This window comes from Pseudarthrobacter sp. efr-133-R2A-89 (genome assembly GCF_030209315.1).
Lineage (GTDB): Bacteria > Actinomycetota > Actinomycetes > Actinomycetales > Micrococcaceae > Arthrobacter.
This window is the reverse complement of record NZ_JARVSE010000004.1, coordinates 75992-98736: the sequence shown is the minus strand read 5'-3', so window position 1 is coordinate 98736 and position 22745 is coordinate 75992. Positions and strand designations below refer to the sequence as shown.

The following is a 22745-nucleotide window of genomic DNA, read 5'->3' as shown; positions in this document are numbered from 1 at the left end:
GGCAAATATTAGGTCACCCGCTGGCCCTGACCAAGTGCGGGCCCCAGTCCGTACCGACGCAATTCTTCGGAGCCGAAGGCGGTCAGCCGGACGGAGCGCTGGTGCGAGCCACGGATCAACCAGCCCCGGTCCAGCGCGGCTGCTGCGAACAGTTCGGCAAAAAGCCCGGCCGCGTGGTCTACCCGTTCGGTCCAGTCCAGGCATGGCCGTGCCAGCGCACGGGTGGGGTTCTCCGGTAAGGGCATCCCAACATCGCGAGCCCAGGCCCGGCCGTTGTCAGTGACCGTCCAGTCGGATGAGAGGAGCCCTTTGCCCACCCAGGTCCGGGTCACTGCAACCCCGAGTTCCCCGGCCAGGTGGCGGTAACAGGTCCGGCCTTGTTTCAGTTCGTGGTTATGTTTCTGCGCCCGGAAGGACCGGGGCACCACGGGTTCTGCGCGCGGGCTCAGCCGGACCAGCGCCTCCACCGCGTCCGCCACGTTCCGGTTCTTCAGCCTCACATACCTGTGCCGCCCCTGGCGGACGTCCTCTACCAACCCCGCGTCAGTAAGTTTGTTAAGGTGCACCGTGGCGGTCCCGCGGGTGATGCCAGCGCTCTCCGCCAGTTCAGCCGCGGTCCATGCCCGCGCGTCCATGAGGGAGATCAGCATCCTGGCCCTCGACTCCTCAGCCATGGCCCGCGCCGTCAAGGCCAAGTCATCTGCCCAGAATGGTGCCATGCTCCAATAGTTCCACGGAGAGGGTTTGGCCGGCACCAAACTGTTGAGGGGCGACTATTGGGGCATGTTCACCGCCATCACCCCGGGCGCCCACTACTTTGGCTCCCTCGTTGTCCTTCTGACCACCGCGAACCCCGATGGCAGCACGAACATCACACCCATATCCTCTGCATGGTCCCTGGGGGACCATTACCTCCTGGGACTCGGCACCGCCAACCAGGGCCACGCGAATTTGATGCGGAGCCGCGAAGTTGTACTCAACCTTCCCGAGGCGCGCCTGGCCGGGAAAATAGAGCAGATTGCCATGACTACTGGAATGGACCCGGTACCGCCCCAGAAGAAGCGGCTGTACCGGCACGTGCCCGACAAATGGGCCCTTACCGGCTGGACCAGCCTTCCGAGCATGGAAGTTTCGCCGCCCCGGATCGCCGAATGCCCCGTCCACATTGAGGCAACCCTGGAAAACAGCCTGTCCCTGGACACGGAGATGGAGGCGGTGCACGTCCGGGTGCGCAAAGTCCACGTCAGGGACGACCTTGCCCTCGACGCACGACATGTGGACGTCGGCGCATGGCAACCGCTGTTCTATACGTTCCGCCACTATTTCGGGCAGGGCCACCACCTTGGAGCCAACACCAGGGCGGAGCAGCGGCTGCCGGAGCCAGCCGGGCGGTAAGGGCAGCGTCCTGCCGCCGCCCTTACCGGGTACTAGGCAAGGCCGAGCTCGTCCTTGCCGAACGCGAACAGGTAGGGAACACCCGTTTCAGCCTCGATCTTTTCCTTGGCGCCGGTGTCGCGGTCAACGATGACGGCCACGGCCACCACGTTCCCCCCAGCCTTCCGCACGCCTTCCACTGCCGTCAGCGCCGATCCTCCGGTGGTGGACGTATCCTCCAGGACCAGCACCTTCCGTCCTTCGACGGAAGGTCCCTCCACCTGGCGGCCCATGCCGTAAGACTTCTGGGCTTTGCGGACCACGAAAGCGTCAACTGGCCGGCCTGCGTCAACCGCGGCGTGCATCACCGCGGTACCAACCGGGTCTGCGCCCACGGTGAGCCCGCCGGCGCACTCAAAGTCGATCCCGGCGTCGTCAGCCAGGGCCAACATCACCTGGCCCACCAGCTTGGAGGCTTCGTGGTGCAGGGTGATCCTGCGCAGGTCGATGTAGTAGTCGGCCTCAGCCCCGCTGGAAAGGATCACCTTGCCGCGGACAACGGCGAGCTCCTTGATCAGTTCGAGCAGTCGGGCGCGGGCAGCGGCAGCGTCTGGCGCAGCGTGAGTGGGCGAAGTCATGGGCTCCAGTTTAGTGGGTGAGCGGGCGGGCAAAGCCTGGCGCGTGCTCCGGAAGCGGACCGAAAGCGATGACCCGCGGCAGGATGCGCCGCAAGACCGGGTTGTGCCTGACAGCGAACAGCAGCGCCTGGCGGAGCCTGGACGTGTTTCCGGCTGCGTCGGCTGAAGGAAATTTCCCGGCGAACAACGGAACGAACACTGCCCGGTGCATGGTCCGCTGCACGATTTGCACCACCACGGTGGGCATCCAGCGGCGGCGCTGGACCGCAGCAAGGGTGGCGGTACGCACCTGTCCGCGGCGCAGGTCCGGCGCCAGCCGCCTCGCAGCGGCCACCGCGTCCTGGATGGCCAGGTTGATTCCTACGCCCCCGGCCGGGGACATGGCATGCGCGGCGTCTCCGATACACAGGAAACCGTCGGCATGCCACCGGCGCAGGCGGTTCAGCCTGACGTCGAGCCAGTGCAGGTCTTCCACGCTGCCGATCGAACCGACACTGTCCGCCAGGTCGGGGCGGAGTGCCGCCACACGCCGGCGGAACCGTTCCACACCCTCGGCCCGGATCCTTGCATCGGCGCCTTTCGGGGCGAGATACCCCATCTGGTAGTAGTCAGTGCGGTTCAGTGCAATCATGGCTTCCCGGTCACCGAACGCCGGGACCACCCCGGCCGCCCCACTCCCTCCAGACGCCCGGCGCGGAAGTTTGAACCACCACACATCAAACGGCACGGGATACTCCTTCGGGGACAACCCCGCGGCCCGTCGCAACACCGACTGCCGGCCATCAGCGGCGACCACCAAGTCGGCGTGAAGCACCCGGTCTGCGCCCGCAGCGGTGTCGCCGGCGGCCCGGAAGCGTACCCCGGCGACGCGTCCGCCGTCGTCGAACTCCAATCCCGTGGCTTCAGATTCCATCAGGAGGGTGAATGTTGGTTCAGCCTTGGCGGCGGATGCAAGGAAATCCAGGAAGTCCCACTGCGGCATCATGGCCACATAGTTGTACGGGGGTTTCAAGGAGTCGAAGTCAGCCAGGGTAACCAGGCCGGCTCCCGGCACCGGGAATGCCACATTCTGCAGGCGGCTTTGCGGCAGGGCACGGAATCCGTGGCCCAGGCCCAGCTCGTCCATCAGCCGGATCGTGGAGGCATGCACTGTGTCGCCGCGGAAATCGCGCAGGAAATCGCCGTGCTTTTCCAGGACGGCCACGTCCACCCCGGCCCTGGCCAGCAACAGTCCGAGCATCATTCCCGCCGGGCCGCCGCCCACCACTGCACACCCTGTCCGCTCCATGCAGTTACGCTACGCCGGGCGCCGCGCGTCCGGAACAGTTGAGGGTTGTTGACAGCGCTGGCTAGGCTGGACCACATGCGCGAACTCCAGGCCAAAATCATTGAAGAAATGGGCGTTCTGCCCCGGATCGACCCCGCAGGGGAGGTGCGCAAGCGCGTCACATTCCTGAAGGAATACCTCAAGGCAACGCATACCAAGGGCTTCGTCCTGGGCATCTCCGGCGGCCTGGATTCCTCCCTGGCCGGGCGCCTTGCGCAGCTGGCGGTGGAGGAACTCCAGGCCGAGGGCGTGGAAGCGAACTTCGTGGCTGTGCGGCTGCCGTACGGCGTGCAGCACGATGAGGATGACGCGCAGGCAGCCCTGGACTTCATCAAGGCCAAGACCGAGTGGACCTTCAACATCTCCGCAGCCGTGGACGGTTTTGAGGACGAGTTCGAAAAAACGGTGGGCTCGGAGATTTCCGACTTCCACAAGGGCAACACGAAAGCCCGTACCCGCATGATCGCCCAGTACGCACTGGCCGGGGAATTCAACTACCTGGTGATCGGCACAGACCACGGCGCCGAATCCGTGACCGGCTTCTTCACCAAGTACGGCGACGGCGGCGCGGACATCCTGCCCCTGTTCGGCCTCAACAAGCGGCAGAACCGGGCCCTGTTGGCCGAACTGGGAGCGCCGGCCCGCATCTGGGAGAAGGTTCCCACCGCCGACCTCCTCGATGACAGGCCCGGCCGCACTGACGAAGACGAACTCGGCATCAGCTACGACCAGATCGACGACTACCTCGAAGGCCGCGACGTTCCGGAAACAGTGGCCGAATCGATCGAACAGAAGTTCATTCGCACCCGCCACAAGCGCACGGTTCCGGTGACCATCTTTGACACCTGGTGGAAGGACCAGGGCCCGGAGGAGCCCCGCGCCGGACTCTAGCGGGAACGCCGGCTGTCCGCGCCGCCCAACTGCTGCGTAATCCGGTGCGCCTCCGCCATCAGCAGCCCACCCAGTTCCTCCTGCCGTTCCGGTTTGAAGCGCGGCTCAATGCCGGTCAACGACAAAGCCCAGGCCGGCTTGCCGGATCGGTCGAACACAGCCGCGCCCATCCCCCAGCTGCCCTCCAGGACCAGCCCGGGGTTCACCGAGTAGCCGGCCAGCCGTGTGCGGGCAAGGTTTTTCCGGACCAGGGCGGCCGTGTGGTTTGCCGCAAATGCTCCTGCGTGGTGGGTCCACCGGTCCAGCAGTTCCTCCTGCTCGCTTTCCGGCAGGAAGGCCAGGATGGCTGTGCCGGCTGACGCGACGCCCAGCGGGAACCGGACGCCCTCGTGCAGGACGAAGGAACGCACGGGGAAGCTTCCTTCCTCCCGCAGCAGGCAGACCGTCTCAGCGCCGCGCCGGATCGAAAAGAAGGCGCTCTCCCCCGTGGCCTCGGCAAGTCGCCGAAGGCTGGGGCGGGCAATGTCCTCCATCGGAAACCGTGCCGCGGCCACCGACCCCATGAGCAGCACCTCCGGGCCGAGCACCCAGTTGCCGGTGGCGGGATCGTGGTCCAGCAAGCCTTCAGAGGCGAGGGACGAAAGGAGCCGGTGGACCGTGGGGCGGGTGAGCCCTGATTCGCGGACCAGCCCGGCCAGCGGCATGCCCTCCGCACTCCGGCCCACGAGCCGCAGCAGTCCGGCAATCCGCGTCACCACCTGGGCACCCTGCACCGGCGTCGTGGTCACAACCCCTCCTAATGTCCACAATATGGATATGCTCAAGCATAACGTCCACACTGTAATTCCATGGCAATGTTTCCTTGACAGGTTCATTGAGCCGCCCGTAGTCTCCAGAAGCAGATCCCGCGTCCACTAAGTGGACGCCTACTGCGCTCAACGAGGAGACATCGTGAACAAACTCCAGCCTTCTGCCATCGCAGCCCTGGAAGGCGCGCTGCGCGACGGGATGACCCTCGCCGTTGGCGGCTTTGGCCTGAGCGGCATCCCCGCTGACCTGATCGAGGCGGTGCGCGACTCCGGCGTCAAGGAACTGACCGTCGTCTCGAACAACATGGGCGTGGACGGCAAAGGCCTGGGCATCCTGATCGAAGCCGGCCAGGTCCGCAAGGTCATCGCCTCCTACGTTGGCGAGAACAAACTCTTCGCGGAGCAGTACCTCGCAGGGAAACTCGAGGTTGAGTTCACCCCGCAGGGAACACTGGCGGAACGCCTCCGCGCCGCCGGCGCCGGCATCCCGGCGTTCTACACCAAAACCGGCGTGGGCACCCTGGTGGCCGAGGGCAAGCCGCACGAGGTGTTCGACGGCGAAACCTTCGTCCAGGAGCGCGCCATCAAGGCCGACGTCGCACTGGTCCACGCGCACACCGCGGACACGGACGGCAACCTCACTTACCGTTTCACTGCCCGGAACTTCAACCCGGTGGTGGCAACCGCAGCTGTCCTCACCATCGCCGAAGCGGAAGTCATCGTCTCCCCCGGCGAACTGGACCCGAACCACATCGTCACCCCCGGGGTCTTTGTCCAGCGGCTTGTGCAGGCCACGGCCCGGGTGAAGGACATCGAGCAGCGGACGGTACGCCAGCGCACTGTGGCTGCCGGCGCCGAAGCGCTGGCCGTCTGAGCCGGGACCGGGAACTCAAGGGAGAGCACCACTTCATGACCACCACGCAACCCGATGTCCTGGGTGTCCGCCAAAAGGGCCTGGCCCGGATGGCGGAGAGACTGGCCGGATGGACACAGAAATGGTTCCCGGACGCGTATATCTTCGCCCTCGCAGGCGTGCTGCTCGTCGCCGTCGCAGCGTTGGCGGCAGGCGCTTCGCCCAAAGCCGTGGTGGATTCCTTCGGCAACGGATTCTGGGACCTCACCGCTTTCACCCTGCAGATGTCAATGGTTGTCCTGACCGGTTACGTCGTGGCAACCTCGCCGCCGGTGGCCCGGCTGATTGAGCGCCTGGCCCAGGTTCCCGGCTCCGCACGGACCGCCGTCAGCTTCGTCGCGGTCATGTCCATGTCGGTGTCATTCGTCAATTGGGGCCTGAGCCTGATCTTCGGCGGACTCCTGGCCCGTGCAGTGGCCCGGCGCGCGGACCTCCGCGTTGATTACCGGGCCCTCGGCGCGGCGGCGTTCATGGGACTGGGCGCAGTCTGGGCGCTGGGGATGTCCTCCTCCGCGGCCCAGCTCCAGGCAACCAAGGCTTCCATTCCACCGGCGCTCCTGAAGATCACCGGCGTCCTGGATTTCGGCACCACCATTTTCACGTGGCAGTCCCTGCTGACGCTCGTCATCCTGATGCTGCTGACAACCGTCATTGCCCACTTTTCCGCGCCGACCGGGAGCGCCATCAAGACAGCCGCCGATCTCGGCGTCGACCTTGACGACCAGCCCGAGCCGCCGGACGGGAAGTCCCGCCCAGGCGAGTGGCTCGAATACAGCAGGGCCCTGCCCATCCTGGCGGGGGTGCTCACCCTCGGCTGGCTGGTGTCCCAGCTCCTGACCCTGCCCATCCTGAGCGTGGTCAGCTCACTGAACGGTTACCTCCTGGTCTTCCTCATGCTGGGGCTGGTGCTGCACGGCACGCCGCGAAGGTTCCTGCAGTCAGTGGCCAAGGCCGTGCCCGCAACAGCCGGAATCCTGGTCCAGTTCCCGCTCTATGCGGCGATGGCGGCCATCCTCACCAAGGCGACGGGCGCCGGCGGCCTGTCCGTGTCCGAGCACTTGGCGCAGTTCTTCACCAGCATCGGCGGTAACGGGGCGTTCGCCATCATCATCGCCCTCTACACAGCCTTCCTGGGGATGTTCGTCCCTTCGGGGGGAGGCAAGTGGCTGGTCGAGGCACCCTATGTCATGCAATCCGCGACGGACGTGAACATGAACCTCGGCTGGACCGTGCAGATCTACAACATGGCCGAGGCATTGCCCAACCTGGTCAACCCGTTCTTCATGCTGCCGCTGCTGGCCGTCCTGGGCCTGCGGGCGCGCGACTTGGTGGGCTTCACGTTCCAGCAGTTCCTGTTCCACCTGCCCGTAGTGCTGCTGTTGGCCTGGCTGCTGGGAATGACTTTCGAATTCGTGCCGCCGGTAATACCCAGCTGACTACAGACACCCGAATACTGCGAGAAACAAGAAGGAGTTTCGCCATGGCCTGGACCAGGGATGAGATGGCTGCGATTGCGGCCGAGGAACTGAATGACGGCGACTACGTCAACCTGGGGATCGGCATCCCCACACTGGTGGCCAACAACCTGCCCGAGGGCGTGCGGGTGGTGCTGCAGAGCGAGAACGGGCTGCTGGGCATGGGGCCGTTCCCGTTCGAGGGCGAAGAGGACGCGGACCTGATCAACGCCGGCAAGCAGACCGTCACGGTGTTGCCCGGCGGCAGCATCTTCGACTCCGCCACGTCGTTCGGCATGATCCGCGGGGGCCACGTCAAGGTGGCCATCCTGGGCGCCATGCAGGTCTCCGGCAACGGCGACCTGGCCAACTGGACCATCCCGGGCAAGATGGTCAAAGGCATGGGCGGCGCCATGGACCTGGTGGCCGGAACACCGCGCGTGGTGGTCCTGACCGAACACAACGCCAAGGACGGCAGCGCCAAGATCGTCAGCCAATGCACCCTCCCGCTGACGGGGCTCAGCTGTGTGGACAGGATCATCAGCGACCTCGCCGTGTTTGACCTTTACAAAACGGACGACGGCGGACGGCAGCTCACGCTGACCCGGCTGGCGCCAGGCGTCACCGAAGAGGAGATCCGGGAAAAGACCGACGCCGGCTTCGATGTCCGGCTTGAGAACGAGGAAGTGGCAGCGTGAGCCTGAAAGAACAGTTCGGCAAGGATGTCCTGATCACCGGCTGGGGGCACAGCAGGTTTGGGAAGCTGGTGGACGAGACCCTCGAATCGCTGATCGTTCAGGTGGCCACGAACGCTCTCAGCACAGCAGGCGTTGAACCGTCGCAGATCGACGAGGTCTACGTGGGCCAGTTCAACGCCGGCATGATGCCGCTGGCCTTCCCGTCGTCGCTGGCCCTGCAGGTTTCCCCGGACCTGGCCAACGTCCCGGCCACCCGTGTGGAGAACGCATGCGCTTCCGGCTCGGCCGCGTTCCAGCAGGGCACCAAGTCGTTGCTGGCGGGTACCGCAAAGACGGTCCTGGTGATTGGCGCGGAAAAGATGACCCATGCCGGGGCAGACGTGGTGGGGGCCGCGCTTCTCGGGGCGGACTATGACATGGCCGGGAAGCAGTCCACCACGGGTTTCACAGGGCTCTTCGCCGAGGTGGCAAAGCACTACGCCAAGCGCTACGACGCCGCCGGCAACCTGGGAGACGTGCTGGGCAGCATTGCCGCGAAGAACCACCGCAACGGCGTGGACAACCCGTACGCCCAGCTCCGCAAGGACCTTGGCGAGGAGTTCTGCCGGACCGTCTCGGACAAGAACCCGATGGTGGCCGACCCCCTGCGCCGCACCGACTGCTCCCCCGTCTCCGACGGTGCAGCCGCCGTCGTCCTGTCCGTCTCCCCCACCGGCGGTGCCACGGCTCCGGTACGGCTTGCCGGCTTCGGCCAAGCCAACGACTTCTTCCCCACCGACCGCCGCGACCCCACGGCGTTCGAGGCCACCCGGGCGTCCTGGCACCGCGCCTTGGCGATGGCCGGCGTCGGGCTCGAAGACCTGGACCTGGCCGAAGTCCATGACTGCTTCACCATCGCGGAACTGCTCATGTACGAAGCCATGGGCCTGACCGCCCCCGGCGAAGGTGCCCGTGCCATCGAGGAAGGCTGGGTATACAAGGACGGAAAGCTGCCGGTCAACGTCTCCGGCGGGCTCAAGGCCAAGGGCCATCCGGTGGGCGCCACGGGCGTCTCGCAGCATGTGCTCGCCGCGATGCAGCTGACCGGAACCGCCGGCGACATGCAGCTGGCGGCCCCGCGCAGGGCTGCGGTGCAGAACATGGGCGGCGTCGGCATCGCCAACTACGTCAGCATCCTTGAGGCTGTCTGAACGGACGGCCGCGAACGTGGTGCAGGTCGCCCACAGGCGGGCCTTGAAGGCCGGCGCACCCGCTAAGGTGCGCCGGCCGGCTTATGTCCTGGGCGTTAGGCGTAGTCGTTGTAGAAGCCGCGCCCGGACTTGATCCCCATCCAGCCCTTGCCGATGTATTCCTGCAGCAGCGGGGCTGACTTGTTCTCCATGCCGGCCAGCTCGCAGTAGTGGTTCTCGATGTCGAGCACCACGTCCAGGCCCACCTGGTCCATGAACCGGAACGGCGCCGTGTCCGCCTTGAAGACGTCCACGAACAGGGCGTCCACGTCCTCCGGCTCGGCCACGCCCTCGGCCACCACCAGCAGCGCCTCGCGCTTGATCGCAGCCCAGACCCGGTTGAAGATGAAGCCGGTGCTTTCCTTCCGGACCAGGTGCGGCGCCAGCGCGTAGCCGGGCAGTTCGCCCATCAGCAGGTCCAGGACCGCGGGATCTGTCAGGCCGCAGGACATCAGTTCCACCGAGCGCACCACTGGCGGCATGTAGAAGTGCATGTTCAGGACGCGCTCCGGGCTGGCCACGCCGCCGATGAACTCCGAGGACGCGAACGACGACGAGTTGCTGGCCAGCAGGGCATCCGCCGGGGCCAGCCGGTCCAGGTCGGCGAAGATCCCGCGCTTGAGCTCGAGTTTTTCGGGCACCGCCTCGACCACCAACCAGGCGTTGCCAAGGGCTGCAGCGAGGTCGTCACCGGAGGTGATCCGGCCGGCCGGCGCGGCGCCGTGCTCCGCCGCGACGGCGGGGCGCTCGGCCTCGATGAAGTCGACGGCGGCCTGACCCACGGCCCGGTTGAGGTCGAAGATGCGCACGTCGGCGCCGCGCAGCGACAGCATCAGGGCCACGCGGCGGCCCAGGGTGCCGCCGCCGATGACTGTGATGGGCCGGACGTCGGTGTCGGCGGGGAGGGTGAAGGTCATGGCGTTTCCTTTCAGGATGCTGCCGGGGAACCGGCAGCGAGGGTGGGACGGTGGGCGGGGTTTTTCCGGAGGGTGCGGAGCAGGGCCGGAATGGCCGCGAGTACCAGGGCCGCGCCGTAGATCAGCGTGGTCCCCTTCATGCCGGCCACGGCCACCAGCAGCCCGGCGGCCACGGCGGGGACGCTGAAGCCGAGATAGCAGATCAGGTAGATGCTCGAGAGCATGCCCACCCGCTCGTGTGGACCGCAGAGCGGCAGGGTCATCCGCATCGCACCGAAGTACCCGCTGCCGAAGCCGACGCCGGCCACCACCGTGCCCGCGAAGTACAGCGGCGCGGATCCGAGCTGGACGGCCAGCACGGTCAGGGAGATGCCGGTGATCAGGGAGATGACGCCGGTCAGCAGCGTGGTCCGGTCCGAGCGGCGGCGGACCACCAGGATGGCCAGGGCGCCGGGAACGAAGAGGGCAAACAGGGCCAGGCCGCCCACCAGCACCGAGTTGTCCCGGGTAATGGCGTGCGCCAAGGCCGGGCCCAGCGATAGGTAGAACCCTGCCAGGGCCCAGGTGGCCGCGGCCACCGGCATGGTGGAGGCCATGGTTTTCCGGGCGGAGCCGGGGATCCGGGCCTCGGGCATCAGGGACCGCAGCCAGCCCGGGGCCACCTGGCCGGCGCTGGGCAGCCGGAGCAGCGCCGCACCAAGGACCAACAGGAGCGCGGCGAGGAAGAAGTAGACGGTCTTGGTGGGCTCGGGGAGGAACCTGACCACGGAGGCGGACCCGAGCGCGCCAATGGAGAGCCCGATTGGCGAGGCGGCGCTGTTGACCAGGGACCCGCGGCCGCGGCGCTTCGGGCCTTCGAACGCCAGCAGCGCGGCGCCCGCGGCACCCATCGCGGCGCCGGTCGCCACGCCCTGGAGGGCCCGGGCGGCCAACAGCACCTCCGGCCCCGGAGCGAAGGCGAAGGTCATCATCGCCCCGATCTGCAGCGCCACCGCCCCCAGGAGCACCGGCCGGGTGCCGAAGTGATTGGCCAGGGAGCCGACCACCAGCAGCGTCAGCAGCACGGCCACGGCGTAGACGGCGAAGATTACCGTGACCGCCGCGGAGCCCAGGCCCCACTCGCGGGCGTAGAACTCGTACAACGGCGACGGCGCCGACGAAGCCCCGATGAAAACCGTCAAGAGCGCCGCGTGAAGCCAGAACGCGGTACCGGTGTTCTTCACAACTGATCCTGCCTACTCGAAACAACCAAACGCACAATCTGTGCATTAAGAGGCTATACCCGCTAAAGCGGATACTTTGCCTTAGGCTGGTGTGATGATGACGACAGCGACCCCCCGCCCCGGCGGCCGGAGCGCCCGCGTCCAGCAGGCCGTGCACCAGGCCGTGCGCTCCCTGCTGGCGGAGAACGACGGCGACCGGACCGCGCTGTCGGTCCCGCTGGTGGCGGACCGGGCCGGCGTGAATTCCTCCACCATCTACCGCCGCTGGGGGGACCTCCCCCGGCTGCTCGCCGCCGTCGCCTCCAACCAGATGCTCCCCGAGCAGGTGGAGGACACCGGTTCGCTCCGCGGCGACATGGAGGCCTGGTTTATCCCTTACGTGGAGGAGTTCTCCTCCGACCTGGGCCGCCAGGTGCTGCGGGACATGCTGGCAGACGGCGCTGTGACCAGGGATTACTTCGCACTGATGAATGGCCACGTCGAGGAATTGCGGCGGCTGGCAAAGGCACGCGGCGAGGCAGCACCGGCCGCCCGCGACATCATAGACGTGGTGGTGGCACCGGTGATTTACCGCATCCTCTTCAACCACGAATCCGCTACTGAGCTAAATGTTCAGGACCGGATCAGCCTGCTGCTTAACACCGGGCCAGCATCCTCACGGCAGTCCTAAACCACGCCACACCACTTGCGCCGGCGCTCCCCCGGCTACACATTATGGCCGCTACCCTTGCACCCGGGGCCCGAGCCCCGTACGTTGGGGACTGTGGGGGACTAACTCCCGCGCACCCCGGGACGATTCCGGGGAGAGAATCAGAGTCACATGAAGGAATGCAGCCATGGCAACAGGCACAGTTAAATGGTTCAACGCCGAAAAGGGTTTTGGCTTCATTGCCCCCGATGACGGGTCCGCTGACGTATTCGCCCACTACTCGGCAATCGCCACCAGCGGCTACCGCTCACTGGACGAAAACCAGAAGGTCGAATTCGATGTGACCCAGGGCCCCAAGGGTCCGCAGGCAGAGAACATCCGCCCGCTCTAAGTCTTCGGCGGCTCCGGCAACTGCCGGGACCCCGTCCAGCGGCCCCTCCAACGAATGTTGGAGAGGCCGCTGTTTTTCATCGGCGGTGTTTTTCGCCGCATGCCGGGTTTGGGATAATTGACCCATGACCGGAAAGGATCAGGACAAGGATCCGTGGGTCGAGTTCGACGGACTCGGTCCCGCTGCACCCGACCGCGTCCCGGGCCAGCCCGGCGGCGAACCCCACGGCTTCGGATTCCGCACGGGCGTACGCAGCGCCCGGGTCGCCGTCGGCTTTGCCGTCTACGCCCTGGCCCTGGGCACCATCCTGGCCCTGACGGGTTGCGTCGTGTTCATCACCCGGCAGCAATGGCTGCTGGTAGGCCTCATGCTGATGTTTGAATCCATCTTTGTCTTTGCCTTCACACGGCTTGTGGCCCAGGCGCGGCACCGGACACCGCGAAACGGTCCGGCCAAGTAAGCGGACAAGTCCCCTTGACCTTGACGCAGCGTCAACCCCTAGGCTCAAGGGCATGGAAGAAATCCGTGGCAACGGCTTGAGGGATTGGCCCATCCAGGATGTGGCCAGGATGGCCGGCACCACCAGCCGCACACTCAGGCACTACGACGACATTGGGCTCTTGAAGCCCAGCCGGGTGGGCGGCAACGGCTACCGCTATTACGACGGCGCCGCCCTCCTTCAGCTGCAGCGGATCCTTTTGCTGCGGGAGCTGGGCCTGGGCCTGCCGGCCATCGCCGAAGTCTTCCAACGCCAGGCCGACCCCGTCGCCGCTCTCTCCCGCCACCTTGAGTGGCTGGGGCAGGAGCAGCAACGGCTGGCCCGGCAAGCGCAGTCCGTGCGGCAAACCATCGAAACAGTGAGGGCAGGAGGCCAACTGATGGCTGAGAACATGTTTGACGGCTTTGACCATACCCAGTACCGGGAGGAGGTCGAGGAACGCTGGGGCAAGGACGCCTATGCGGCCTCTGATGCGTGGTGGCGGGGGATGGACGCCGCGGAAAAGCAGGCATGGAAGTCCAGGGTGGAGGAGCTGGGCAAGGACTGGATCGCGGCCGGCGCTTCAGGGATGCCGGCGGAGGGACGTGAGGCCCAGGACCTGGCACGCAGGCACGTGGCCTGGCTCCAGTCCATTCCCGGAACTCCCGCTGCGGCCGCGGGCGGCGACATCAAGGGATATGTCACCGGACTCGCTGACATGTATGTTGCGGATCCGCGTTTTGCCGCCAACTATGGGGGCACCGACGGAGCAGCCTTCGTGCGGAGCGCCCTGCGCTTTTTTGCGGAGAAGCATCTCTAGGGACACCTGTCAGCGGCCGGCCCTGACCCGCCTGCCCCTCCTGACCCGCCGGATGATGAGCAGCGCAACCGCAACTCCCAGCGCCGCGTAAACGGCGTAATTCAGGAAATGCGAGTACTTCTCGGTCAGCTGGTACTGGGTGCCCAGCAGGTAGCCGAGGCCAATGAGGGCCCCGTTCCACAGCCCGCTGCCGGCGAGGGTGAAGATGCTGAACGTTCCCAGCGGCATGGCGGCGGCGCCGGCCGGCAATGAGATGAGGCTGCGGATGCCCGGCAGCAGGCGGCCGAAAAAGATGGATGACCTTCCGTGGCGGCGGAACCAGTCCGTGGCCTGTTCAAAGTCCTCGCGGTCCACCAGGGGCAGTTTGGACAGGCCCCGAATTGACCGGTCCAGGCCAAGTCTGGCGCCGAGCCAGTACAGCAGCAGGGCTCCCAGGTAGGCGCCCAGGGTGCTGGTGGCGAAGACCAGGAGGAAGTTGAGGGAGCCTTGCTTGGCAAGGTAGCCGGCCAGGGGAAGGATCACTTCGCTGGGGATGGGAGGCACCACCGTCTCCGCGAGCGTGAAGGCACCCACGCCCCATTCCCCCAGGGTGTCGATGGCCCTCGCGGCGAAGCCCACGATGCCCGTGAGTCCGTCGGTGGGGCTGGCTGCACCGGTCATGGTTGTCCACATACGTCTGTCCCCGTTCGCTGGCATGGCATGGACGTCTGTTACCCGTCATGTCCACAATACGGGCCGCGCAATTCGTCGAGCGCCCCAAAGTCCCGGACAGCGCGTCCCGGGGTCACCGGTGCTTGAACTGCGGCTCACGCTTTTCTGCGAACGCCGCCATCCCCTCCTTTTGGTCTTCGGTGGCGAACAGCGAGTGGAAGAGCCTCCGTTCAAACAGGACCCCTTGGGCCAGCCCGGTTTCGAAGGCTGCATTCACGGCTTCCTTCGCAGCCATGGCAGCGGGCTTCGACTTGGCGGCGATCAGCCCGGCTGCCTTGAGGGCCTCTGACACCACTTCCTCAGCCGGGACAACCCGGGAGACCAGTCCGCACCGGTCCGCTTCCTCGGCGCCGATGAACCTGCCGGTGAGGATCAGGTCCATGGCCTTGGCCTTGCCGATCGCGCGGGTGAGCCGCTGCGAACCTCCCATCCCGGGAAGTACGGCAAGGTTGATTTCCGGCTGGCCGAATTTGGCGTTGTCCCCCGCAATAATGAGGTCGCACATCATCGCGAGCTCGCAGCCGCCGCCCAGGGCGAACCCGGACACCGCCGCGATGGTGGGGATCCGCAGCCGGGTGAAGTCCTCCCAGCCGCGGAACCAGTCCGCGGTGTACATGTCCATGTAGCCCTGGTCGGCCATCTCCTTGATGTCGGCTCCGGCAGCAAACGCCTTGGCCGAGCCCGTGATCACCACGGCGCCTACGCCCGGATCGGAGTCCATCGCGGTCACGGCGGCGACCAGTTCTTCCATGGTGGCTTTGTTGAGCGCATTCAACGCCGATGGCCGGTTGAGGGTCACCAGCCCCACCCTGCCTTGTCGCTCCACCAGGATGTTGGCGTATTCAGTCATTCGGGGCTCCCGTCGTCGTGTGCTGCCGTGGTCCGGCTCCGGCCCGTTGCGTCCGTTCCTATTGCCGCCGCCGTGGTGCCCGCGGCAGCCGGTTCCGCGCTGCCGCGGATATCCGTGATGATGGCGGAGAAGTCGCGGCCGGCGCCGCCCTCCGCGGCAAACGTATCGTAGATGCGGGCGGCGAGCGCCCCCATTTGTCCCGCCACTCCCGTGCTGTTGAGGGCGTTGACCGCCAGGTTGAGGTCTTTGGCCATCAGCGCCGCCGTAAAGCCCGGCTGGTAGTCCCTGTTGGCCGGGCTGGCGGGGACGGGTCCCGGTACCGGGCAGTTGGTGGTGAGCGCCCAGCACTGGCCCGAGGCCGCGGAGGCGACGTCGAACAGGGCCTGGTGGCTCAGCCCCAGCTTTTCGCCGAGGACAAAAGCCTCGCTGACCGCGATCATGGAAACGCCCAGGATGAGGTTGTTGCAGATCTTGGCGGCCTGGCCCGCGCCGTGGCCGCCGCAATGGACCACGCGTTTGCCCATTACCTCCAGGAGCGGCCGCACCGACTCGAAGTCCTGCGCTTCGCCGCCGGCCATGAACGTCAACGTCGCTGCTTCGGCGCCCACCACGCCGCCCGAAACAGGCGCGTCGACGGAACGGTGGCCCGCTTCACCGGCCAGGCGCGCGGCTTCCCGTGCCTCATCGACGTTGATGGTGGAGCAGTCAAGGAACATGGTGCCCGGCGGAGCCGCAGCCAACAATCCGGGTTGTCCGGCGTCGCCGCGGTAGGCGTCCAGGACGTGTCCGCCGCTGGGGAACATGGTCACCACGACGTCGGCCCCGGCTACGGCCCCATCCGCGCTGGCCGCGACCGGCACACCATGTTCCCGTGCCGTTTGGACGGCGGCAGGCACCACGTCGAAACCAACCACCGCGTAGCCGGCCCGGACCAGGTTCGCGGCCATGGGACCGCCCATGTGCCCCAAGCCGAGGAAAGCCACGGTTCCTTTCTCAGGCATGGTCCGCCTCCTCGGGTGCAAGTTCCGTATGCAGGTCCAGCTCTCCGCCCTCGAGCGGTTCGAAGAACCTGTCCACCTGGCCTGGAAGCACGTCAGCCAAAGTTGCCGGTTTCCACTGCGGATTCCTGTCCTTGTCCACAACTTGGGCGCGGATGCCTTCGCGGAAGTCGGGACCGGCCAGGAATCGGATCCCGGCACGGTACTCCTGGGCCAGCGCTTCATCCAGGGTCAACGCCGCGGCCCGGCGCAGCGACGCCAGGGTGACTTTGACGGAGGTGGGTGACTTCGCTTCAATCGTGTCGGCCGCCTCCGCCGCGCCCTCCTTCCCGGGCCCGGCCCACTCCCGGAGGCTCCGGACGATCCCGGCTGCGTCATCCGAGGCGTAGCAGGCGTCGATCCAGTCACGCTGCCCGGCGAGCAGCGAGGCCGGGGCGGGCTCGGCATACCGTTCGACGACGTCTTCCGGGCTATGGTCCTCAAGTGCGGCCGCCAGGTCCGGCAGCGATCCTGACGGTATGTAGTGGTCCGCCAGGCCGAGGAACACCGCATCGCCGGCGCCAAGATGCGCGCCAGTCAGGGCAGCGTGCGTTCCAGCCTCGCCGGGTGCGTGCGAGAGCAGGTACGTGCCACCGACGTCCGGGGCGAACCCGATGGTGGTTTCGGGCATGCCCATCCTGGTCCGCTCCGTAACCACCCGGACGCTCCCATGGGCGGAGATCCCCACCCCGCCGCCGAGGACCAGGCCGTCCATAAAGGCGACGAACGGCTTGGGATACCGGGCGATCAGGGAGTTCAGGCGGTATTCGGCCTGCCAGAAACCAGCCGTCCGGGTTCCGCCGTGCAGCATGTCCTCATAGATGGCCACAATGTCGCCGCCGGCACAGAGGCCACGCTCCCCGGCGCCCTGCACCAGGATGGTGGCGACGTCGTGGTCCCCGGCCCACGCTGTCAGCTGCCGGAGCATCACGTCCACCATGCCGGTGGTGAGTGCGTTCACGGCCTTAGGCCGGTTGAGCGTTACCACTCCCAGCCGGCCGCGGCGTTCAAACAGTACTTCCGGGTGCCCGTCGCCGGCGGCACCATCCATTCCCTTGGCTGCGGTCATCGGCTGGCTGCTCCTTCGCATGGTGGCCGGATGAGTGATCCAGGTCATTCTGGTTGCGAATATACCCGCCGCGTCATGCTTGGGACCAACCGCATGCGCGGTACCGCCCGGGCCGGCGGGAAGCTTTACCCGGCGCACGGCTCCCAAGGTAAGTTAGGAACCGTGAAGATAGCTACCTGGAATGTGAATTCGCTCCGTGCCCGCGCCGACCGTGTTGAAGCCTGGCTCCAGCGCAGCGACTGCGATGTCCTGGCCATCCAGGAGACCAAGTGCAAGGACGAGAACTTCCCGTGGGAGCTCTTTGAACGGATGGGCTACGAGGTTGCCCACTTCGGCGTCAACCAGTGGAACGGTGTGGCCATCGCCTCCCGCGTTGGACTGGAGGACGTGGAGCGGACGTTCCTGGACCAGCCCTCGTTCGGCAAGGCCGGCAAGGACCCCGTCCAGGAGGCCCGCGCCATGGCTGCCACCTGCGGCGGCGTCAGGGTCTGGAGCCTGTATGTCCCCAACGGGCGTTCACTGGACGACGAACACATGCCTTACAAGCTCAAGTGGCTGGAAAGCCTGAAAACGCACGCCCAGGGCCTGGTCACGGACAACCCGCAGGCGCAGGTCGCCTTGATGGGCGACTGGAACATCGCCCCGTTCGACGACGACGTCTGGGACATCGACTTGTTCGTCAACAACCGCTACACCCACGTCAGTCCGCCGGAGCGTGCGGCGTTCCATGCCTTCGAGTCCGCCGGCTTCACCGACGTCGTGCGCCCCTATACCCCGGGCCCGGGCGTCTACACGTACTGGGACTACACCCAGCTCCGGTTCCCCAAGAAGGAGGGCATGCGGATCGACTTCATCCTGGCCTCCCCTGCCTTGGCGGCCCGGGTCACCGGCGCCTCCATCGACCGCGAGGAACGCAAAGGCAAAGGCGCCTCGGATCACGCACCCGTGCTGGTAGACCTGGCGGACTGATGACAGCCCCCTGCGCCCATCCAAGGAGACCGTCATGACGGGAAACCTCTACCGGGGCCAGGCAGGCCTGCCATTTTCTTCGACGCTCCGCGTCTACGAACCCTTGGACGCCTTTCCGGCGGAACAACGCCCTGCCCTCCAGGCCGCCGCCGAGCGCGCCGCGTCCCGTGCCGCCGTCGAAAACGCTGAACTGCTGGCCTCGCTGGGACGGATCACCCGCTCCGGCGGTGACCCGTTTCCCACCGGGCGCACCGACCTGGTGCGCGTCACCACCGCGCCGGCACCGGACGGTGGAACGGCCGACGACGGCGCTGCCGCCGGCACCGCGCCAGTGTTGCTGTACTGCCCCAGCCAGCTGGTCCTGCGCGCCGGGCTGGCCGCCAATGCCCTGATGGAAGGGATCCACGGCCCGCTGGCGGAGCTGCTGATCCCTGAGGAACAGCGCGACCGGCACCAGGAGCGGATCGACCTGATGAAGGCACGGGACGGATCCGTCCGCGTGCATACGCGGGCCTCCACCTGGGGCATCCCGTTCAGTTGGTTCTCGCTGTTCATGGAGTCCGACCGCAAGGACGTAGTGGAAGCCGCCGGCCGCATCCTTACGGTCCGCGTCTGGGCGCCGATCACAGATGCCTTGGAGCGGGCCCGCTATGCCGTGGCCAACCTGGCGCTGGCCGCCCCGGACCTGGACATGCTTGACGACCTGGCACAGCTGACCGAATGGCTGGAGCTGTTCCACGTGGACTCCATGGTGGAGCTGGACTACGGTGCCGTCGCAGACAAGGTGTACCCGGACGAATCACCCATGGACATCAGGCTGGGGATCGAGTGCCTGGCTGAGGGCGACATGACCGGCGCCGCGGCCGCCTACCGCAGGCTCGCCTCGCGCTGGATCCCCATCCGGCAGCTTGCCCGCGCTTCCTGAGGCCGTTTCAGCCCTTGGGGGGCGCGGTGGTTCGCCGGATGATCAGTTCATGCGGCGCGACGGCGGACCGGACGGAGCCGATGTCCCCGTCCAGTTCGTCCAGGAGCATCTTGGTGGCCAGTTCGGCCTGCTCGTCCGGACGTTGTCCAACGGTGGTGAGGCCCATGGCCTCCGCGAAGTCGTGGTTGTCGATCCCCACCACTGACAGTTCGGCGGGGATGTTGACGCCGAGGCGGTTGGCTTCGAAGATGACCCCCATGGCCATTTCGTCGGAGGCGCAGAAGATCGCCGTGGGCTTTGGCCCGGACCCTGACCAAAGGCGGCGGAAGGCTTCCTGGCCGCTGCGCACCGTGAAGTTGCCCCATTCGTCCCATTCCGGCCGGGTAGCAAGGCCTGCGGCGGCCATGACGTCCTTGAACGCCAGGATACGCACCCTCGGAACGTCGAAGTTAAGGTCGGTCTCGTCGTCGCCGTGCAGCAACGCGATGTCCCGGTGGCCCAGGTCGATCAAGTGCCGGACCGCGGTTGAGGCCGCCGCGTAATCGTCAATGCCGATGTAGGGGCACTCTTCGACGTGGCCGCCCACCACCACCAGCGGAATGTCGATTTTTTGCAGGTGTTCGATTTCTTCGTGGCTGAGCGCCATACAGAGCACCAGCAGGGCATCGATCTGCTTGTAGACCATGGTCTTGCTGAAGAGCCGCTCGCGGTTGCTGCCGTGGCCGCCGAGATTGAACAGGGAGAGGTTGTAATGCCGGGCGTGAAGCTCGCGGTCCGCACCCTCAATGGCCTTGGAGAAGAACCAGCGGCTCACGAACGGCGCCAGGACGCCAATGGTCTTGGTGCGTCCCGTCGCCAGGCCGGAAGCGGAGGACGATGCCACGTAGCCCAGGTTTCCAGCGACTTCGAGGATCTTCTCCCTGGTGGCCGGCGAAACGCGGGGCAAACCACGTACGGCGCGGGAGACGGTTGCGGTTGAGACTCCGGCGGCCGCTGCCACGTCCTCGATGCTGACGCCGTTATGGCCGCCCCGTTGGGACCTTTCCGTTGTCCGTGCCACCGTGTCCCCTCATAACTCCTGCGCGGCGTAGGGCCGGGCTGGCCCTGCGTTTACCCCCAAGCCTCGTATTTTTCCATTCCGCGGCCGGGCAGTGGTAACTGTGGCGGGGACCGCTGTTGTGGATGCGCCTACTTGCGGGCCGGGAGCTTACGCCGCAGGCGCACCATTCCGTACAGGGCGAGCAGGGTTGCCAGCAGGCCCAATGCCCAGCCGATGGCCGGCTGCGCAGTGATTTCCATCCACACAGTGACCGCCAGGAGGACCACTGCCCAAAAACCAAGGAAACCGATGATGATGTCGAAATCCTCGCCCGACCTGACCAGCCGGCTGCGGTTGCCCGCCCCCGCTGGTGTGCGGGGGCGGGAACCGTGCTCCGTCACTTGACCGCACCTGCCGTGAGGCCGGCGACGATCTTGCGCTGGAAGACCAGGACCAGGATCACCAGCGGAATGGTGACAATGGTGCCGGCGGCCATGATGGCCGTGTACGGGATCTGGTTTGGCTGTGCACCGGCGAAGTTGGCGATTGCCACTGTCACCGGCTGGGTTGCGTCGCTGGAGAGCTGGCTGGCAATCAGGAACTCATTCCAGGAGGAAATGAACGCCAGGATTGCCGTGGTGAAGATCGCCGGCGCCGCCAGGGGCATGATGACCTTTCGGAAGGCCTGACCCTGGGTGCAGCCATCAACGCGGGCCGATTCCTCCAGCTCCCACGGCATTTCCCGGAAGAACGAGGTCATGGTGTAGACCGTCAGCGGGAGCACAAAGGAGATGTTGGGGATAATCAGCGCCTGGTAGGTGCCCATCCAGCCGATGTTGGTGAACAGCTGGAAAAGCGGGGTGATCAGGGCAACGCCCGGGAACATGGAAGCCCCCAGGATGAAACCGAGCACCAGGTACTTGAACCGGAAATTCAACCGGGCCAGGGCGTAGGCGGCGAACACGCCGATCACCAGAGACACCACCGTCACCACGCCGCCAATGAACACACTGTTCAGCAGTGCCTGTCCGAACCTGTTGCCGAAGGACGTATCGAAGGCGGTGATGAAGTTGTCCATGGTGACATGGGTGGGCAGGATCGAGGTGTCGTACGTGAACCCGACCTCGCGGAAGGCGGTGACCACCATCCAGTAGGCCGGCGCAAGGCACCAGATCAGGACGACTACTGCACTGATGTAGGTCCTGCCTTGGGCCCACTTTTCCCGGTTCTGGGCAGTTTTGCGGCCCTTGTCCTGACGCGCCCGCAGCGCGGTGGCGTCTGCTGTTGCCGTGGTCATTTCTTCCCCTTTCCGGTTGCGCCGCTCTGCTCAACCACATTTGCCCCGAGGAAGCGGACAAAGATGAAGGCGACGAGGAAGATGATGATGAACGTGATGGTGGACAACGCCGCCGCGGAATTGAAGCCCTGCCTGATCTGGTTGATGACCAGGATGGACAGCGTGGTGGTGTTGTTCGCGCCGCCGGTAAGGATGTACGGGAGGTCAAACATGCGCAGCGCATCCAGGGTACGGAACAGGATCGCCACCATCAGCGCCGGCTTGACCAGCGGCAAGGTGATGAGCCGGAACCGCTGCCACGCGGACGCACCGTCCACCTTGGCCGCCTCATAGACTTCGGCCGGAATCATCTGCAGGCCTGCAAGGATCAGCAGTGCCATGAACGGCGTGGTCTTCCAGACGTCGGCAATAATGACGGCCCACTTGGCCGGCCACTCGCTGCCTGTCCACAGGATGGTGGTGTTGAACAGCTTGTTGGCGATGCCCTCGAAAGCGAAGATGAAGAACCAGAGCTTTGCCGTCACAGCCGTGGGGATGGCCCACGGCACCAGGACGGCCGCGCGGACGAGGCTCCGGCCGCGGAAGGTCCGGGCCATGATCACGGCCATCCAGAACCCCAGCACCGTTTCCAGCGTCACCGTCACGATGGTGAAGAAGAAGGTCGTGGCAGTGGCGGACCAGAACTGGCCGCCCAGGGTGCCTGGCGGGCAGGCCACGGTACCGCCGGCGGGTGCGGAACACTGTTGCGCCAGCCAGTTGACATAGTTTTGGATGCCGGCCGAGCCGCCGGCCGTGAACAGGCCGGTGGCGGGATCCAGGCCGGCGTCCTTCTGGAAGGACATCACGATCGCGCTGATGATGGGGTACACGATCACAATGCCCAAGGCCACGATGGTCGGGGCGAGCAGCCAGGACGCCCAGCGACCCTGGCTTGCGATCCTGTTGTCTTCCCCTACGCCCTTGGGCGCGTGATGGACAGGGGCAGCGCCCGACGCCGGTGACTTAACCGGCGTCGGGCCTAGTTCGGTTGCCATGGC

26 protein-coding genes are annotated in these 22745 nt (G+C 66.2%); 12 read left to right on the top strand and 14 right to left on the bottom strand.

Going from position 1 to position 22745, the window contains the following annotated elements:
* Positions 1-8: 8 nt before the first annotated feature.
* Positions 9-719 (bottom strand): ArsR/SmtB family transcription factor, encoded by a 711-nt coding sequence (locus QRM95_RS08135; protein ID WP_285247291.1) that lies wholly within the window; start codon positions 717-719, stop codon positions 9-11.
* A 25-nt stretch (positions 720-744) separates the two neighbouring features.
* Between QRM95_RS08135 and QRM95_RS08130 the strand changes: the two genes are divergently transcribed.
* Positions 745-1395, top strand: a complete 651-nt coding sequence (locus QRM95_RS08130) for a flavin reductase family protein (protein ID WP_285247290.1) — start codon at positions 745-747, stop codon at positions 1393-1395.
* 32 nt (positions 1396-1427) lie between these two features.
* On the opposite strand, the gene pyrE is transcribed toward QRM95_RS08130, so the two are convergent.
* Positions 1428-2012, bottom strand: coding sequence for an orotate phosphoribosyltransferase (pyrE, locus tag QRM95_RS08125; protein WP_285247289.1), 585 nt, complete (start codon positions 2010-2012; stop codon positions 1428-1430).
* Between the two features lie 10 nt (positions 2013-2022).
* Positions 2023-3300 carry an FAD-dependent oxidoreductase gene (locus QRM95_RS08120; RefSeq protein ID WP_285247288.1) on the bottom strand — a complete coding sequence of 426 codons (1278 nt, stop codon included), beginning with the start codon at positions 3298-3300 and terminating at the stop codon, positions 2023-2025.
* A gap of 75 nt (positions 3301-3375) precedes the next feature.
* Between QRM95_RS08120 and nadE the strand changes: the two genes are divergently transcribed.
* Positions 3376-4230: an NAD(+) synthase gene (gene nadE / locus QRM95_RS08115; protein ID WP_285247287.1), complete on the top strand. Its 855-nt coding sequence runs from the start codon at positions 3376-3378 to the stop codon at positions 4228-4230.
* On the opposite strand, the gene QRM95_RS08110 is transcribed toward nadE, so the two are convergent.
* The gene (locus tag QRM95_RS08110; protein ID WP_285247286.1) at positions 4227-5018 is read right to left on the bottom strand and encodes an IclR family transcriptional regulator; all 792 of its coding nucleotides are present in this window, start codon (positions 5016-5018) and stop codon (positions 4227-4229) included. The two genes, nadE and QRM95_RS08110, sit on opposite strands and share 4 nt — an antisense overlap.
* Positions 5019-5181: 163 nt before the next feature.
* Here QRM95_RS08110 and QRM95_RS08105 point away from each other — a divergent pair, with 163 nt between their 5' ends.
* Genes QRM95_RS08105 through QRM95_RS08090 form a run of 4 tightly spaced genes read left to right on the top strand, consistent with a single transcriptional unit; the run spans position 5182 to position 9294 of the window.
* Positions 5182-5913, top strand: a complete 732-nt coding sequence (locus QRM95_RS08105) for a CoA transferase subunit A (RefSeq protein ID WP_285247285.1) — start codon at positions 5182-5184, stop codon at positions 5911-5913.
* Between the two features lie 35 nt (positions 5914-5948).
* Positions 5949-7388, top strand: coding sequence for a short-chain fatty acid transporter (locus tag QRM95_RS08100; RefSeq protein ID WP_285247284.1), 1440 nt, complete (start codon positions 5949-5951; stop codon positions 7386-7388).
* A 44-nt stretch (positions 7389-7432) separates the two neighbouring features.
* Positions 7433-8104: a CoA transferase subunit B gene (locus QRM95_RS08095; protein ID WP_285247283.1), complete on the top strand. Its 672-nt coding sequence runs from the start codon at positions 7433-7435 to the stop codon at positions 8102-8104.
* Complete coding sequence (locus tag QRM95_RS08090) at positions 8101-9294, top strand: acetyl-CoA acetyltransferase (RefSeq protein WP_285247282.1); 1194 nt, start codon at positions 8101-8103, stop codon at positions 9292-9294. Before QRM95_RS08095 ends, QRM95_RS08090 begins: the two co-directional genes overlap by 4 nt.
* A gap of 95 nt (positions 9295-9389) precedes the next feature.
* Here QRM95_RS08090 and QRM95_RS08085 read toward each other — a convergent pair whose 3' ends face one another.
* Complete coding sequence (locus QRM95_RS08085) at positions 9390-10250, bottom strand: 3-hydroxyacyl-CoA dehydrogenase family protein (RefSeq protein ID WP_285247281.1); 861 nt, start codon at positions 10248-10250, stop codon at positions 9390-9392.
* Positions 10251-10261: 11 nt separating this feature from the next.
* Positions 10262-11473 carry an MFS transporter gene (locus QRM95_RS08080; protein ID WP_285247280.1) on the bottom strand — a complete coding sequence of 404 codons (1212 nt, stop codon included), beginning with the start codon at positions 11471-11473 and terminating at the stop codon, positions 10262-10264.
* 94 nt (positions 11474-11567) lie between these two features.
* On the opposite strand from QRM95_RS08080, the gene QRM95_RS08075 reads away from it, so the two are divergent.
* The 4 genes from QRM95_RS08075 (at position 11568) to QRM95_RS08060 (ending at position 13811) form a co-directional block, all read left to right on the top strand.
* Positions 11568-12143 carry a TetR-like C-terminal domain-containing protein gene (locus QRM95_RS08075; protein WP_285247279.1) on the top strand — a complete coding sequence of 192 codons (576 nt, stop codon included), beginning with the start codon at positions 11568-11570 and terminating at the stop codon, positions 12141-12143.
* 166 nt (positions 12144-12309) lie between these two features.
* Entirely contained in the window at positions 12310-12513 is a 204-nt protein-coding gene (locus QRM95_RS08070) for a cold-shock protein (protein ID WP_009357211.1), read from the top strand.
* A gap of 124 nt (positions 12514-12637) precedes the next feature.
* Entirely contained in the window at positions 12638-12973 is a 336-nt protein-coding gene (locus QRM95_RS08065; protein ID WP_285247278.1) for a hypothetical protein, read from the top strand.
* 52 nt (positions 12974-13025) lie between these two features.
* Positions 13026-13811, top strand: a complete 786-nt coding sequence (locus QRM95_RS08060; protein WP_285247277.1) for a MerR family transcriptional regulator — start codon at positions 13026-13028, stop codon at positions 13809-13811.
* A gap of 9 nt (positions 13812-13820) precedes the next feature.
* On the opposite strand, the gene QRM95_RS08055 is transcribed toward QRM95_RS08060, so the two are convergent.
* The 4 genes from QRM95_RS08055 to QRM95_RS08040 form a co-directional block, all read right to left on the bottom strand.
* Positions 13821-14483, bottom strand: a complete 663-nt coding sequence (locus QRM95_RS08055; RefSeq protein WP_285247276.1) for a DedA family protein — start codon at positions 14481-14483, stop codon at positions 13821-13823.
* A 112-nt stretch (positions 14484-14595) separates the two neighbouring features.
* The gene (locus tag QRM95_RS08050) at positions 14596-15372 is read right to left on the bottom strand and encodes an enoyl-CoA hydratase (protein WP_285247275.1); all 777 of its coding nucleotides are present in this window, start codon (positions 15370-15372) and stop codon (positions 14596-14598) included.
* A complete protein-coding gene (mmsB, locus tag QRM95_RS08045) occupies positions 15369-16373 on the bottom strand; it encodes a 3-hydroxyisobutyrate dehydrogenase (protein ID WP_285247274.1) in 1005 nt (334 codons plus the stop codon). The genes QRM95_RS08050 and mmsB overlap by 4 nt, the downstream gene beginning before the upstream one ends.
* A complete protein-coding gene (locus QRM95_RS08040) occupies positions 16366-17478 on the bottom strand; it encodes an enoyl-CoA hydratase/isomerase family protein (RefSeq protein ID WP_285247273.1) in 1113 nt (370 codons plus the stop codon). Before QRM95_RS08040 ends, mmsB begins: the two co-directional genes overlap by 8 nt.
* A gap of 162 nt (positions 17479-17640) precedes the next feature.
* On the opposite strand from QRM95_RS08040, the gene QRM95_RS08035 reads away from it, so the two are divergent.
* Both QRM95_RS08035 and QRM95_RS08030 read left to right on the top strand, forming a co-directional pair.
* Entirely contained in the window at positions 17641-18447 is an 807-nt protein-coding gene (locus QRM95_RS08035) for an exodeoxyribonuclease III (protein ID WP_285247272.1), read from the top strand.
* Between the two features lie 34 nt (positions 18448-18481).
* Positions 18482-19372, top strand: a complete 891-nt coding sequence (locus tag QRM95_RS08030; protein WP_285247271.1) for a DUF8083 family protein — start codon at positions 18482-18484, stop codon at positions 19370-19372.
* A 7-nt stretch (positions 19373-19379) separates the two neighbouring features.
* On the opposite strand, the gene QRM95_RS08025 is transcribed toward QRM95_RS08030, so the two are convergent.
* The 4 genes from QRM95_RS08025 to QRM95_RS08010 form a co-directional block, all read right to left on the bottom strand.
* A complete protein-coding gene (locus QRM95_RS08025) occupies positions 19380-20432 on the bottom strand; it encodes a LacI family DNA-binding transcriptional regulator (RefSeq protein ID WP_285247270.1) in 1053 nt (350 codons plus the stop codon).
* Positions 20433-20560: 128 nt separating this feature from the next.
* Positions 20561-20812 carry a hypothetical protein gene (locus QRM95_RS08020; protein WP_285247269.1) on the bottom strand — a complete coding sequence of 84 codons (252 nt, stop codon included), beginning with the start codon at positions 20810-20812 and terminating at the stop codon, positions 20561-20563.
* Positions 20809-21708 carry a carbohydrate ABC transporter permease gene (locus QRM95_RS08015; RefSeq protein WP_018763099.1) on the bottom strand — a complete coding sequence of 300 codons (900 nt, stop codon included), beginning with the start codon at positions 21706-21708 and terminating at the stop codon, positions 20809-20811. The genes QRM95_RS08020 and QRM95_RS08015 overlap by 4 nt, the downstream gene beginning before the upstream one ends.
* Positions 21705-22742, bottom strand: a complete 1038-nt coding sequence (locus QRM95_RS08010) for a carbohydrate ABC transporter permease (protein WP_018763098.1) — start codon at positions 22740-22742, stop codon at positions 21705-21707. The genes QRM95_RS08015 and QRM95_RS08010 overlap by 4 nt, the downstream gene beginning before the upstream one ends.
* Positions 22743-22745: the final 3 nt, after the last annotated feature.